This is a genomic window from Hymenobacter sp. FMD4, assembly GCF_058932745.1.
Window position 1 is genome coordinate 40,896 of sequence record NZ_JBZYWH010000016.1, and the last position, 14,227, is coordinate 55,122.

The following is a 14,227-nucleotide window of genomic DNA, read 5'->3' on the forward strand; positions in this document are numbered from 1 at the left end:
GTCGGCTAAAAGCTTAAGCCTTGTCGGTTGCAGCCAGTTCCTGATCGGCGTACGCCTCGATGGGCGTGCAGGCGCAGATCAGGTTACGGTCGCCAAACGCGGAGTCAATGCGCGACACCGAAGGCCAGAACTTGAAGCGGCGGGCAAAGTCGGTGGGGTAGGCGGCCTGCTCACGCGAGTAGGGGCGCGTCCACTCTTCGGCCAGCAGCACGGCAGCGGTGTGCGGCGCGTGCTTCAGCAGGTTGTTCTTCTGATCGGCGCGGCCTTCTTCAACTGCGCGGATTTCCTCGCGAATCTTGATCATGGCCTCGCAGAAGCGGTCCAGCTCCTCCTTGCTTTCCGACTCGGTGGGCTCCACCATCAGCGTGCCCGCTACCGGGAACGACACGGTGGGCGCGTGGTAGCCGTAGTCCATCAAGCGCTTGGCAATGTCCTCTACTTCGATGCCAGCTTTCTTAAACTGACGGCAGTCAAGGATCATTTCGTGGGCGCAGTGGCCGTTTTCGCCGGCGTACAGCACCGGGTAGTGCTCCTGCAGGCGGGCCTTGATGTAGTTGGCATTCAGGATAGCAGTTTGCGTAGCCGCCTTCAGCCCCTCGCCGCCCATCATGTTGATGTAAGCGTAGCTGATGGGCAGAATGCTGGCCGAACCCCAGGGAGCCGCCGATACGGCACCTTCCTTGCGGCCGGTTTCTACCACCACGTGGCCGGGCAGGTAGGGGGCCAGATCAGCTACCACCCCAATGGGGCCAACGCCGGGTCCGCCACCGCCGTGAGGAATGCAGAAGGTTTTGTGCAGGTTCAGGTGGCACACGTCAGCCCCAATGTTGGCGGGCGAAGTCAAGCCTACCTGGGCGTTCATGTTGGCGCCGTCCATGTACACGCGGCCGCCGTGCTCGTGGATGATGTTGCAGATGTCGATGATGCCCTCCTCGTACACGCCGTGCGTGCTGGGGTAGGTTACCATCAGGCAGCTCAACTTATCGGCGTACTGAGCGGCTTTTTGCTTCAGGTCTTCGATGTCGATGTTGCCTTCTTCGGTGCTTTTCACCACTACCACCTGCATGCCGGCCATTACAGCGGAAGCGGGGTTGGTGCCGTGGGCCGAAGCCGGAATCAGCGCTACGTTGCGGTGCTGGTCGCCACGGGCATCGTGGTAAGCCTTGATGACAAGCAGTCCGGCGTATTCGCCCTGCGCGCCGGAGTTCGGCTGCAGCGAAACGGCCGCGAAGCCCGTTACCTCACACAGCCACGCTTCCAGGTCCTCGAAGATCTGCTGGTAGCCCTTGGCCTGATCGAGCGGCGCGAAGGGGTGCAGCTGACCAATCTCGGGCCAGGTCACCGGAATCATCTCGGCGGTGGCGTTGAGCTTCATGGTGCAGGAGCCCAGCGCAATCATGGAGTGCGTCAAAGACAAGTCTTTGTTCTCCAGTTGCTTCATGTAGCGCAGCAGCTCGTGCTCCGAGTGGTGCGTGTTAAATACTTCGTGCTGCAGGAACTCCGACGTCCGAATCAGGCTCTTAGGCCAGGTCAGCTCAGTTTCAGCTGGCGTTTCCGCCGCCGCAGCAACCGACTTGCCTAGCACCTTGCCGAATACGCTCAGGATATCGGCCACGTCTTGGGCCTCCGCGTTTTGGTGCAGCGAGATGCCTACGTTGCTTTCGCCGAAGTAGCGCAGGTTGATTTCCAGTGCCTCGGCTTCGCGTTTCACAGCGGCTTGCAGCTCTTGGCTTTCCAGCTTCACCGATACGGTGTCGAAGAAGTTTTCCACCAGCAGCTCGGCGCCCAGCTCCCGCAGGCCGGTAGCCAGCTGGCGGGTGAGCAGGTGTACGTTGGCAGCAATCTGCTTCAGGCGCTCCGGGCCGTGGTACACGGCGTACATGCCGGCAATAACCGACAGCAGGACCTGCGCGGTGCAGATGTTGGACGTAGCCTTCTCGCGGCGGATGTGCTGCTCGCGGGTTTGCAGAGCCATGCGGTAAGCGCGGCCGCCGGTAGCGTCCACGCTCTGGCCGATGATACGGCCGGGAATCACGCGCTTGTAGGCGTCCTTGGTAGCAAAGTAGCCAGCGTGCGGGCCGCCGTAGCCCATCGGCACGCCGAAGCGTTGGGAGTTGCCCACCACGGCATCGGCACCCATCTCGCCGGGCGAGGTGAGCAGGGTCAGGGCGAGCAGGTCGGCGGCCACGGCCACAAACTGGCCGCGCTCGTGCGCCTGAGCAATAAAGTCGGTGTAGTCAAACACCTCGCCGTCGGCGGCGGGGTATTGTACCATCGAGCCGAAGATGGCTTCGTCGGACAGGTCAGCCGAGCGGTGGTCACCCACGATGAGCTCAATGCCCAGCGGTGTGGCGCGGGTGCGCAGCACGTCCAGGGTCTGGGGCAGCACCTGCTCCGAGACGAAGAACTTGGTGGCGTTCTTTTTCTTGGTGAGGCCGTGGAACATGTTCAGCGCTTCGGCGGCGGCGGTGCCTTCGTCGAGCAGCGAGGCGTTGGCAATTTCGAGGCCGGTCAGCTCAATTACCATCGTCTGGTAGTTGATGAGGGCTTCGAGACGGCCTTGCGCGATTTCGGCCTGGTAAGGCGTGTAAGCGGTGTACCAGCCGGGGTTTTCCATGATGTTGCGCAGGATTACCGGCGGCATCTGGTTGTCGTGGTAACCCAGGCCGATAAAGGAGCGGAACACCTTGTTCTGGCCGGCAATCTGCTTGAACTTCCGCAGAAACTGCCGCTCCGTGAGAGCTGCGGGCAGATTCAGCTCGCGCTTCAGCCGAATGCGGGCCGGCACGGTTTCATCAATCAGCTGCTCCACCGACGCTACGCCGATGGTTTGCAGCATCTCGGCCACAGCCGCAGCATCAGGACCATTATGGCGGTCAACAAATACGTCGGCAGGCTTGAAAGACAGCTTCATACAGGGAATGGATGGTTGGCAGGAATGCGGCCTGAATTGGCCCTAACAAAGGTAGGTCGAAATGAATGACTCCCCCTAAACCAAAATGAAGGCGAATTTGTGCGGCCACGTTCATATTCTTCGTCACTATGGCGGCAAGAGGCTGAAAAATGAGTGCCGGAACCGGATTCGGTAGAGACTAGTAACTGGCGCGCAACGAAGGATGCGGGCTATGAACAGGCCTGTTTGGTCATTAGAATATATAATTCTATCGATAGTCTAGCTGAATGCCGGTAAAATCCGCTTGTTTTGAAGGATAGGGTGTTTGCTGCTAATGCTGAACCCTCGCTGCACACCCTCCTTTGCCACGCTATGCGCAAACCTTTACTCCAACTTGGCTTTCTAATGCTGCTATTCGGCGGCTCATTGCCCGCCTCTGCCCAGGGGGTCAGCATCAACACTGACAACAGCAGCGCCGACAACTCGGCCATGCTTGATGTCAAGTCGACTTCCAAAGGGATGCTCATTCCCCGCATGAGCACCGCCCAGCGCACGGCCATTACTTCGCCTGCCACGGGCTTGCTCGTGTACGACAATACGACCACTTCCTTCTGGTTTTATAACGGCACGGCTTGGACGCAACTAGCCTCCGGCTCAACCACCCAGATTGCCGACGCCGACAACAACACCAAAGTGCAGACGGAAAAGAATGCCAACGAAGACATCGTGCGCATCGACATTGCCGGCATCGAAAACCTGAAGATTACCAGTGGCGGACGCTTGCAGGTAATGAACTCCGGGCAATCGGTGTTTCTGGGCGAAAACGCCGGGACTGCCGATGACCTGACGGACAATGCCAACGTAGCCGTCGGCTACAATGCCCTGCAAACCAATGCAACGGGCAGCAACAACGTGGCCATTGGCCGACAGGCGATGAGCAGCAGCACCGGGTCCAACAGCGTGGGCATCGGGTACAATGCCCTGGCGGCCAACACTGCTAATGCCAATGTCGGCATTGGCTACGCTGCGCTTGCGGTCAACACGACGGGAAGTGCCAACGTGGCCTTGGGCTTCAACGCCCTGACTGCCAATACCACAGGTGGGGGGAACGTAGCTGTCGGTAGTGGTATACTTACCTCCAATACGACCGGGACCCGGAACATCGGTCTGGGCGTGAATGCTCTATCAGGCAATCAAACGGGGGGCGACAATATCGCCATGGGGTACTATGCCTTGTCCAGCAGCACAGCTTCCGACAATATTGCGATGGGCTACGCGGCACTAACCGCCAACAGTACCGGTACTTATAGTGTAGGCCTCGGTAGGCAGGTATTATTCAATAATACCACTGGCAGCCGCAACATTGCATTGGGTTTTGCAGCATTACAAAATAATACCATTGCCTCGGATAACGTTGCCTTGGGGCACCGGGGGTTGCTTGCCAATTCGACGGGTACACGCAATATTGCAATAGGCAGCAATGCGGTGGATGCCAATACCACGGCCAATGACAACATCGGTATCGGCTATAATGCGCTGACCAACCTGCAGACAAGCAGCCAAAACGTGGCGGTGGGTTCTTGGGCGCTGTCGGCCAATACGGCGGCCGATAACACGGCAGTTGGTTTTTTCGCCTTGTCGGCAAACTCAACGGGTACGCGCAACGTCGCGATGGGTACCAATGCGCTAGATGCCAGCTCAACCGCCAGTGACAATACCGCCGTGGGTTATAACTCGCTGACTTCGATTGCAACGGGCGGCACCAACACGGCCATCGGCTCTTTGGCCGGGGCCAGCAACAGCGCGGGCAGCGGCAACGTGTTCATCGGCTATTCGGCGGGCGGCAACGAAACCGGCAGCAACAAACTCTACGTGGCCAACAGCAATACCGCCTCCCCGCTGGTGTACGGCGACTTCAGCACAGCTCATCTTAATGTGAACGGCGGCCTTGGAGTCGGAATAGGTTCGGCGGCGCCTGCCACCAAACTCGACATCGACGGGGCCCTGAGCGTGCGAACAGCGGCATCAACTACCTCCTTGACAGGTGACAACCAAACTGTAACGGTAGGGGACCGGACGTACCTGCGCCTTACCTCAGACAACAACACCGCTACCAGCCGGACTGTAAACCTATCGGACGGGTTACAAGTCGGGCAACTGCTTATCATGGAAAACGCCGGCGCCAGCAACAACTTTGAAGTGGGCGACGGGGGCTCAACCAATGCCAACACCAACGGCAGTCGCTCCCTCGGGCCCGCCGATACCATCACGCTAATCTGGAACGGCACCGACTGGCTCGAGGTCAACTATGCCAATAACTAACTTCTTTCTCGGCAACTTGCTACCGCCCCGCAGCCGAAAGGCTGTGGGGTGTTTTATTATAGCCTTGGTAGTGCCAATGAGCTACTTCGCAGGCCATCTGAGCTAAAATCTTAGCTTTGCCCATCCCCACCTGAACGCATTCTCCCATGACTACCCTAAAGCTAGGCCTCATCCGCGAAGGCAAAATTCCCGTCGACCGCCGCGTGCCGCTTACGCCCAAGAAGTGCGTGGAAGTGCAGCAAACTTGGCCGCAGGTGCAGGTAGTAGCTCAGAGCAGTGACATTCGCAGCTATGCCGACCGCGAATACGCCGACCTGGGCATTCAGGTGCAGCCCGACGTGACGGACTGCGACATCCTGCTTGGTGTGAAGGAAGTGCCAATTGATCAGCTCATCCCCGGCAAAACGTACTGCTTCTTCTCGCACACCATTAAGAAGCAGCCCGCCAACCGCAAACTGCTACGGGCCGTTCTGCAGAAGAACATTACGTTGGTCGACTATGAGGTGCTGACCAACGCCAAGGGCGAGCGAATTGTGGCCTTCGGCTACTGGGCCGGTGTGGTGGGAGCTTATAATGGGCTGCTGACCTACGGGCGCAAGCACAACCTCTTTCAGCTCAAGCCGGCCTACCTCTGCACCGACCTCGATGACATGCAAGAGGAGTATTTTAAGGTGCGGGCCCTGCCACCCATCAAGATGGCCGTAACGGGCTCGGGCCGGGTAGCCCAAGGGGCCCTGCAAGTGCTTGATAAAATGGGTATCCGGCGCGTAAGCGTGTACGATTACCTGTACCTGGACTTCGACGAGCCGGTGTACACGCAGTTGCGCTCCTCCGATTATAACGCCCGCAAAGATGGCCGAGTATGGGACACGCCCGACTTCCACCGCCATCCGGAGGAGTACATGTCGACCTTCAGCAAGTTCTTGCCCGTCACCGACCTGCTCATCGCCTGTGCTTACTGGGACCCCAAAGCGCCCAAGCTCTTCACGGAGGAAGACACGCGTCAGCCCAACTTCCGCATCAATACCATTGCCGACGTGACCTGCGACGTGGACGGCTCTGTTCCTGTCACCAAGCGCAGCACCAGCATCCCCGAGCCGGCCTTTGATTACAACCCGCGTACTGGGGAATTGGAGGCCCCGTATTCGCACCCCCTCAACCTCACCGTCATGGCCGTCGACAACCTGCCCTGCGAACTGCCGCGCAACGCTTCGCGCGACTTCGGACGCCAGCTGATCGACAACGTGTTCCCGCATCTGTTCGGGTCCGACCCCGATGGCATCATCGAGCGGGCCACCATTGCCCGCGCTGGCCACCTAACCCCGCGCTACGAGTACCTGCGTGACTATGTAGGTGAAGACGTAGTGACACAGATGCATTAGCCGCCACCCGTAGCTCAACAAAAAGGGCACCCGGTTGAACCGGGTGCCCTTTTTGTTGAGCTACGGGTGGGCCTACACGCCCCGTAGGATCGGGTACTTGGCCCGTACCAGCATGTATATGCCATAGGCAACAAAACCAAGCGCTACTACCAGCAGCACCCCAGGCCCTAGTGAGTCAAGGAAGCTGAATGCACCTTCGGTGCTTTGCGCGGTGGCAGCATTGGAGTTCATGGCGGCCTGAATTAGGAAGTAGCCGATGATGCCCCACACGATGCCGCGGGCCGTGTGGCCCAGCTGACCGGTGCGGTGCACCAGCCGTTGCTGATCAGCTGGCAAGCGGCTGGTATTGATTTCCTTCGCGAAGCTGCCGGAATAAGCCCGAATGATTTGGTATATGCCCGTGCCGATGACAATCAGGCCGATAAGGCCCAGCAGCCACTGGCCGTACGATTGCTCTAGCAGCGTGGAAATAAGCGACTGTTGCGTATTACCGCCTTGGCTTGAAGCAGCTCCATCAAGGGCTGTACGGGCGGCGTAGTATGCGAAACCAACGTGAATGAGGGCGCTGAGGAGGTAAGCGCCGCGTCGGGCCAAACCTTTGGCATCGCTGCCGTGGTTTTCGGTGTCGCGGAAGGCCTGAACCAGCCGCCAAATGGTATAGCCGGCAAGCCCGATGGCCACCAAGCCGAGCAGCCAGCGGCCAAACGGCATTTCCAAAATGGTGTTCAGGGCCTGATGCTGGGTTGCTATTTTGCCGCCTTGCATGCCGGTGGCGGCCATGACGGCCAGGCCGCCTACTACGCAGTACACAATGCCTTTAGCAGCGAAGCCGAAACGGGCCAGCGTACGAACGCCGTCGGATGGCGAAGTGGGCAAATGCCGAGGAATATGAGAGCTTAGGGTTGCCATGGTTGTGTGGTGTATGCGAAACTGAATACCTAGCATACGCAGCAACAGCTCAATGGGGTTAGCGTGAATTTGGGCTTCGGCCCAGCAATATGCGCGGCTGGAACACTTTGGCACCCAGGTGAAAAAGGGGTTGGTTTTCGGGGAGGTTTAGGGTCAAGATAGGTTTGTTGTGGAGCAGCTCGCTTTGCAGCAGCCGGGCCAAGTTGCCGCCGGGCGTGAGGTAAGGAATAAAGAACTGATCGGCCAGATCGGCCACGAGCAGGTTGCGGATATCGGCCGTATCCTGGGTTATCGAGTGCACCTCCGGCTCAAATGGCGTGATGAACAGCAGCCGCCCGGCCATTACCGGAACTTCGTATTCAAAGCGGGTACTGGGCTGTATGCCACGGCCCAAGGCGTAGATGATCGGCTGCCAGTCGCCCTGCAGCAAGTAGCGCAACACCGATTGCTCCAGCCGCGAGTGAAAGCCCGAAAGGATGCATTGACTGCGGTAGCGCTGCTCCAGCGCCCAGAGGTATACAGGTCGCTCAATTACAGAAGGATAATCGCGCGAACAGAAGAAAGCGGTTTTGGGCAAGCGCATCAATGCCTTATTGCCCAGGGTGTGCAGCTCGTCCGGCGTGATGCGCATTCGATAAGTCTTAAACCGTGGGAATAGAACTGTATTTTGATAAGCTAACAAGTACAAAAAAGCCCCACGTATAGTACCGCAGGGCCTTCTGTGGCATACGCTTGTTGTACGCAGCCAAGGTATCAAAGTTGAGCTGCTTACATGTGACGAAAGCTGGTAATAACTATGATAACACCTGCCACCATCCACGTTCCCAACCCAGCTGCGTAGCCTCCAAAGGCGCTGCCTGCCTTCTTTCGCTTAGCCTCACGCCGATAAGCTTCGTTGTACGCTGGGTCGAGGAGTAGTTCAGGGTTAGGGGCGCGTAGGTTGTGGGTTTTGGGTGACGTAACGGCAAGGCCGGTAGCGGTACCCGCTCCTGCTACTAGGCCGAGGCCCGAGGCAGGCGTGAGGACTACGGTGGTCGCGTAGGTTCCCCAAAAAGCGCCAGATGCTTTGTAATAGGTGCGGGCATCGGCTTTGCCCTGCGCTTTTAGATCTGCAGCGGTTTGGGAAGTGGCCACGTTTGTTGCTGGTGTCTGCAGTACTTCTTTACGGCCATCAGCAAAGCGAATAAGAAATACGTCGGCACGGGCCAGCGTCAGGGTATCAGGCGAAACCGTGCCTTCAATGAGTGGTAGCAAGCGCACCACATCAGGCGTGATGAGCAGCACCCGGCCAGCTAGTTCCGCGCCATCGGTGCGTAGCAGCGCGTCGGTTGTAACAGTAGGAGCCGTGGGCTGCTGAGCATGGGCCGTAAACAGCGGCAGTAGTAAGAGAGCTAAAAGGAGTCGTTTCATAGAAGTATTAGTAGCGGCTGCGGGTATTGAAGCCCACGAGTAAGCTCACGCGGGCGCCGCCGTTACCGGGCACCACTGCTAGGTTGATCGGGAAGTTGACGCCGCTGCTGCTGCGAATGGTGGCCCCCGCTGCCAGCGTGATGCCTACGGCAGTCGGGGTAAGGTTGGGGCCCATCCCAAGCTCAAAGCCTTTGGGCGTGCGCAGGCCCAGCAGACCGTTGATGCTTGGCACAAACTTGCCTTGCTCCAATCCGCCAATCAGCGGCACAAACTCGAAAAGGCCGGCCATGCCGTTGTTCATTCGAAACAGACGCGTTTCAAATTGCCAGCCAAACAAAGTCAGGAACGGGTTAAGATTGTAGGTTTCTTCGGCCTTGCGGCGTACCCCGCCGGTAAGCACCACAGCGCCTACACGTGGGCCGCTCAGGTGCACACCATCGTGGGCCGATGGATCGTCGCCGGGCACCCGTGGGCCGGTAGTAGGCGATGCGGGCGCGGGTGCTGTCGTGATGGCCGGCGGGCCTTTGGGCAGTCCGAACACTTCCTTTACACCCGACGCATAGCGAATCATAAATGCCTCGCTTTTGGGCATGATGATGAGCGGGCCGTCGGGGTTGTCGAAGCGCTTGTAACGGATTTCCGTGGGGCTGATTTCCAACACCTTCACCTGCAGCTCGTCGCCATTAGTTTTGGTAAGGATGTCTTGCGCCTGACTAACGGTGCTCAGCAGCAGAACCAGCGTCAGGAAGAGTAGGCGTGTTATCATACAGTTCAAAAAAGGCCGTGACTACTGCTCCAAAGGTATGCGCGCCTTGGCTCCAGTGAGCAGACATTTATTGGCGTTATCTGACTTTGTAAAGATGTTATTGGTGATATAATTGGCTGTATTTCAGCTTGCAATTGCCGCACTGAAGGATATTAAGATATAGCCAAAAGTTTCGTAGCATTGGGAGGCGTTAACAGCCACTGCTCTATGGACGACTTACGTACCACTCTTGCCACCTTCTCCCCAGATGACCGAAAGGAGTTTTTGCGTTTTCTGCAGCGGCAGCGCCGCAAGGAAAAGGGCCGCAAAGACGCGCAGCTTTGCGAACTGCTATGGCAAAAGCGTGAATACGAAACCGCCGAGCTGTTGCAGAAGCTCTACCCCGACGAGCCCAATGCAGTAGCTTATTATGCCCTGCGCAAACGCTTGTTGCGCCAAGTCACCGATTACCTGCTGCTCAAGCAGCGCGACCAAGACCTCACTGCGGCTTCCACTGTGCGCGGGCAGCTCAGTCTAGCCCAATACCTTTTTGATGCCGGCATTCCCCGGCTGGCGTGGGCCACCTTGCGCAAAGCCGAAAAGCTAGCCAGCCAAAACGAGCAGTACGAATTGCTCAACACCGTTTATAACCTGCAGATCGAGCACGCGCACAGCGAGCATGCCGAGCCGCTGGCAGATATAATCCGGCGGCGCAACCGCAACAAGCCCGCTGCGGAAGAAGAGGAGCGCGCAGCCATTGCCTACAGCCTCATGCGTCAGCGTCTGCAGCAGGCGCGTGCCCTGGGCCGCTCGGCACCCGCCTTCGATCAGATCATGCAGGATGTGCTGCGCGAGTACGATTTGCAGGAAGCTTTTGCTCGCCGGCCTTCCTTGCTGTACCGCCTGCTGTCCATTGCCCGATCGGCCATGCTGGTGCGCCGCGACTTTGCTTCCTTCGAGCCCTTCGTGCGGCGCTGCTACCACCTTATGGAAAAGCGCCACGGCTTTCAGCCCGCGCACCGCGAGTACCAGTTGGGCTTGTTGTATATGATTGCGCACGCATTGTACCGCAACCGTCGCTTTCAGGAGTCGGTGCAGTACCTGGAGCAGTTGCACCAGCTGTTGAGCACGGGGCCGCGCAGCCACCAAAACGAGTTTTATCCGAAGTACATTTTCCTGCTGGCGGCCAATCTGGCCTTTCTGCGGCGCAACAGCGAGAGCATTCGGTTGCTGGAAGAACTGCTGCGCACGCACCCGCTCACCCCGCGCGACCAGCTCACGGCTCGTCTTGGCTTGGGCTTTCATTACTTCGCCGAAGGCCAGTACCAGCGCACCAGTCAGGTGCTGATGGCCATTGGCCGCTCCGACCATTGGTGCGAAGAGAAAATGGGCGTAGAATGGCTGCTCAACAAAAACCTGGGCGAGCTGCTCACCCAGCTGGAAATGGGCAACGCCGACGTGGCCGCTCACCGGCTACGGGCCGTAGAACGCCTCGTGCGCGACCGGTTCGGGCACGACGGCGGCACGTACCGCTACGTGCTCAGCTACCTGGCCTTGGTGCGCGACATCATTGCCGATCCGCGGGCGGCAAAACAGCCAGAGTTTGCGGCCCGTATCGGCGAGCTACCGCGCTTTCATCCACTGGAGCGTGAAGACCTGCAGGCCCTTAGCTTTTACGCCTGGCTCCAGGCGCGGGCATTGGGCCGTCCATATTACGACGAGCTGGTGGAGCTAGCCGCTACCCCACCCGCCGGAGTAGTCGTAACGGCATAGCAAAAAGCCCGCTTTCCGGTAGGAAAGCGGGCTTTTTGCTATAAGCAAGCGTTATACTATTGCTTCGGAGTTTCTTCTACTACACCATCAGCGGGACGGTTGCGCACCACTGCGGTGTCGCCGTTTTCGGGAGCCACGGTGTTTTGGCCGTCGCCATCCGGGGTAACAGCATCTTCAGCTGCGTTAGCCGTGGCATCAACGGCATTTTCGGTAGCTGCTTCGGCGTTATCCTCCGTTTTCTGGCTGCAAGAGGTAGTGGCAAAAGCGGCAAAAGCGGCTACTGCCAGCAAAGTTTTGAAGGTCGTTTTCATGGGATTTAGGTTGTTTTGGTGGACTGATCAGGGGTTAATGCTATTATCAGTCAGAAGGTAACCCGCACGCGGCCGCAACCGGTGAGAATGAGGCGTAAAACAGCACAGCTTACGGCAGGAGCAAGCGTATGGTTGAATCTGCTTTATTCTATTTTCGTCCGAATGCGTTGGTAAGGGCTACTGCTGATCTGTTGGAGACCTGCTCCTCAGCAACCGAACCGACGGCGCCATTATAGGAAAACCAAAATCCACAAGGTCGACGCAGAAGACCTCAACTTTTTAGAATCAGGGCTAGTATACCAAGCGGCTGTCGCCTCATTCGGATTGTTTTCCCTTCTGACCTGTTCTTATGGATTCGCTCACGCCCACGCCTGCTCATACGCCTGAATTTCAAGCCCCTCTCGAAGTTACTGACGGCCAGCACTCAGCATTGATCGATGACACTTTGGCGTTGCTGAACGACGGGGTGCCTACCCAAGCCAACCAGTACGGCCTTACCGAAATCGACCGGTGGACGGAAGTGCTCCGCGCCAGCGAAAAAACGGGCCTCGCCAAAATCATCCAAGAACTGGCTACGCTTCGCGAGCAGCTTACTTCCAACGACACCGAGCCCCACGCCGTGGCCGAAACCCTGGCTACCCTGGGCGCCGAAACCAGCAAAGTGGCCGATGACGCCTCCGCTGGTTACGGACCACCGCTGGCCCAGCTCGGCAAGCTGCTCATCAAGCTGGGCTCCACGCTCTCGCGCTAGCAGTCAGCCCGATACGAAGGATACGACGCGTTGCCCGGCGCACCGATGACTTTCGGTGCGCCGGGCAACGTATTTTTGTGCCCTATGGCAGCTGACTCCACGCCCGACTTGACGCTTTACGACCCGTTTGCCCGCATGCAGCTGGTCGCCCCCACGTGTTTTCTGTGCGGTACACCCGTAGAACCGACCCAGGAAAAGGTGCCGGTGTTTGGGGCGTGGCTGATGCAGCGCTATGGGTTAGAAAGCAAGCAGATACACTTGCTCGATCAGAGCACCAGTACTTTTGGCGAGCTGACCATTCCGTGCTGCGACCAATGCCGCAGGCACAGCGTAGAACCCTTGGAGGCCCGCATTGCGCAAGCCACTGCCGATAGCCCTGAAGGCCTGCGCGCACTTGATCAGCAAACGCTGTTCTTGTGGTTGGGAAAGATGTTTTATGGCATTTTCGTCAACGAACTTGCGCGGGAGCAGGAGCCGCTAATTAAGCCGCGCTACCCACTGGCCGAAAACCGACAGCTGTTCAGCCGCTTCCGCTCGTTCTACCAGGTGCTGCAAGCTTTGCGCGTGCCCATGCAGTACGACGATTTCACGCCCGGCTCCATGTTCATTGTCGACGTGGCTTTAGGGCCCGACGAGCCGGCCTTTGCCTACGATGACGACTTGGCTACTATGGTGTTCAGCATCCGCCTCGGCCACGTGGCTGTGGTAAGTTGCCTGCTCGACAACGCCATGCTGCTCGATGTGATGCAGCGCGTGTACGCCGATGCCCGCACCCAGCCCCTGCATCCAGTGCAGCTTGCTGAGTTCAAAGCTCGTGTGTATTACGGCGCTTACTTGATTAGCGCCATTCCGGAGTATTTCCCACGCCCGGTGCGCCCCGGCGACGAAGTACTGGTGATGGATACTTTCCTCGACGATGTAACCGGCGCCGTGTTCAATCCTTGGAGCAATATGGCTTATGCCCAAGCCCTGGAAGAGCTGTGGCGCCCTTGGAACATCGGGTTGCCCGATATCATACGCAACCCTCATCAGCCATTAAGCTACCTGTACGACGATGAAGGCCAGCGCCGCGTGCTGACTGATTTTACTACAACAAAGCCCCTGTAACAAGCCGGCGTCATAAGAACAGCGCCTGCTACAGTCAGCAAGAAAAGAAGGAGGGAGTAAGTATAGGCCGAGGCCTGGGGGCATTAACCAGCCTGCCATTCCGGCTCTACTGGCTCACGCTTAGGTATTGGAGTGATGCGGACGTTGGTCCATCGTCCGTAATGGTCTTCGTGCTTGCTCACGAGCAAATCGATGCCGCGTTTGAAACGGCGGTTCATCGTATCGTGAATAATATAATTGCCGTCGAGCTCAGGCGAAATGCCTTGCACGCGCACAGAATCACCATAGTTGAAGGGGCCGCCCCAGCGGTCCAGTAGGTCGCGCGACAGCGCAATCCAGCGGGTTTTGCTTGAGGCGCGGTGGGGGATGCGCGAGTTATCAGCCGTAATCAGGGGTTCGGCATCCGTCTGACGCGGGTCGGCCATGTATACGGTGGCCGTAACGCGGTAAGTGGGCAGCTTTTCAGGTGCGGGTTTAGCTACCAAAGCTGGCGTTGAGTTCACTGCTACCATGCGTGATGCCAGGGGCACGATGGGCAAGTTCCGGGAGGTCGAATCTGAGGGGGAGGAGGGGAGAAACAGATACAGAAGGAAAAGTGCGATAGACATGTCTTAGGGGTTCGTT

At 58.2% G+C, this 14,227-nt stretch carries 12 protein-coding genes; 5 read left to right on the forward strand and 7 right to left on the reverse strand.

All coding sequences use genetic code 11. The features are described 5' to 3' along the window. Nucleotides 1–13: 13 nt before the first annotated feature. Nucleotides 14–2,914 (reverse strand): aminomethyl-transferring glycine dehydrogenase, encoded by a 2,901-nt coding sequence (gene gcvP / locus AC5FXY_RS14805; protein WP_493557472.1) that lies wholly within the window; start codon nt 2,912–2,914, stop codon nt 14–16. A 351-nt stretch (nt 2,915–3,265) separates the two neighbouring features. Here gcvP and AC5FXY_RS14810 point away from each other — a divergent pair, with 351 nt between their 5' ends. Both AC5FXY_RS14810 and AC5FXY_RS14815 read left to right on the forward strand, forming a co-directional pair. Next, on the forward strand, nt 3,266–5,215 hold the full coding sequence (locus AC5FXY_RS14810; protein ID WP_493557473.1) for a beta strand repeat-containing protein: 1,950 nt from the start codon (nt 3,266–3,268) through the stop codon (nt 5,213–5,215). Between the two features lie 146 nt (nt 5,216–5,361). After that, nucleotides 5,362–6,597, forward strand: a complete 1,236-nt coding sequence (locus tag AC5FXY_RS14815; RefSeq protein WP_493557474.1) for an NAD(P)-dependent oxidoreductase — start codon at nt 5,362–5,364, stop codon at nt 6,595–6,597. A gap of 72 nt (nt 6,598–6,669) precedes the next feature. Here the strand turns inward: AC5FXY_RS14815 and AC5FXY_RS14820 are convergent, their stop codons facing one another. The 4 genes from AC5FXY_RS14820 to AC5FXY_RS14835 all read right to left on the reverse strand — a co-directional run bounded on the left by AC5FXY_RS14820 (nt 6,670) and on the right by AC5FXY_RS14835 (nt 9,682). Continuing rightward, nucleotides 6,670–7,473, reverse strand: a complete 804-nt coding sequence (locus AC5FXY_RS14820) for a DUF1206 domain-containing protein (protein WP_493557475.1) — start codon at nt 7,471–7,473, stop codon at nt 6,670–6,672. Between the two features lie 91 nt (nt 7,474–7,564). Further along, complete coding sequence (locus tag AC5FXY_RS14825; RefSeq protein ID WP_493557476.1) at nt 7,565–8,137, reverse strand: hypothetical protein; 573 nt, start codon at nt 8,135–8,137, stop codon at nt 7,565–7,567. 137 nt (nt 8,138–8,274) lie between these two features. After that, nucleotides 8,275–8,916 carry a hypothetical protein gene (locus AC5FXY_RS14830; protein ID WP_493557477.1) on the reverse strand — a complete coding sequence of 214 codons (642 nt, stop codon included), beginning with the start codon at nt 8,914–8,916 and terminating at the stop codon, nt 8,275–8,277. Between the two features lie 7 nt (nt 8,917–8,923). Next, nucleotides 8,924–9,682: a hypothetical protein gene (locus AC5FXY_RS14835; RefSeq protein ID WP_493557478.1), complete on the reverse strand. Its 759-nt coding sequence runs from the start codon at nt 9,680–9,682 to the stop codon at nt 8,924–8,926. A gap of 207 nt (nt 9,683–9,889) precedes the next feature. Here AC5FXY_RS14835 and AC5FXY_RS14840 point away from each other — a divergent pair, with 207 nt between their 5' ends. Continuing rightward, nucleotides 9,890–11,434, forward strand: coding sequence for a tetratricopeptide repeat protein (locus AC5FXY_RS14840; protein ID WP_493557479.1), 1,545 nt, complete (start codon nt 9,890–9,892; stop codon nt 11,432–11,434). 56 nt (nt 11,435–11,490) lie between these two features. Here the strand turns inward: AC5FXY_RS14840 and AC5FXY_RS14845 are convergent, their stop codons facing one another. Beyond that, nucleotides 11,491–11,745, reverse strand: a complete 255-nt coding sequence (locus AC5FXY_RS14845) for a hypothetical protein (protein ID WP_493557480.1) — start codon at nt 11,743–11,745, stop codon at nt 11,491–11,493. A 349-nt stretch (nt 11,746–12,094) separates the two neighbouring features. Between AC5FXY_RS14845 and AC5FXY_RS14850 the strand changes: the two genes are divergently transcribed. Together AC5FXY_RS14850 and AC5FXY_RS14855 are read left to right on the forward strand one after the other, a co-directional pair. After that, entirely contained in the window at nt 12,095–12,496 is a 402-nt protein-coding gene (locus AC5FXY_RS14850; RefSeq protein ID WP_493557481.1) for a hypothetical protein, read from the forward strand. 84 nt (nt 12,497–12,580) lie between these two features. Further along, nucleotides 12,581–13,603, forward strand: a complete 1,023-nt coding sequence (locus tag AC5FXY_RS14855; protein WP_493557482.1) for a hypothetical protein — start codon at nt 12,581–12,583, stop codon at nt 13,601–13,603. A gap of 83 nt (nt 13,604–13,686) precedes the next feature. On the opposite strand, the gene AC5FXY_RS14860 is transcribed toward AC5FXY_RS14855, so the two are convergent. Continuing rightward, the gene (locus tag AC5FXY_RS14860) at nt 13,687–14,133 is read right to left on the reverse strand and encodes an RlpA-like double-psi beta-barrel domain-containing protein (protein ID WP_493557483.1); all 447 of its coding nucleotides are present in this window, start codon (nt 14,131–14,133) and stop codon (nt 13,687–13,689) included. Nucleotides 14,134–14,227: the final 94 nt, after the last annotated feature.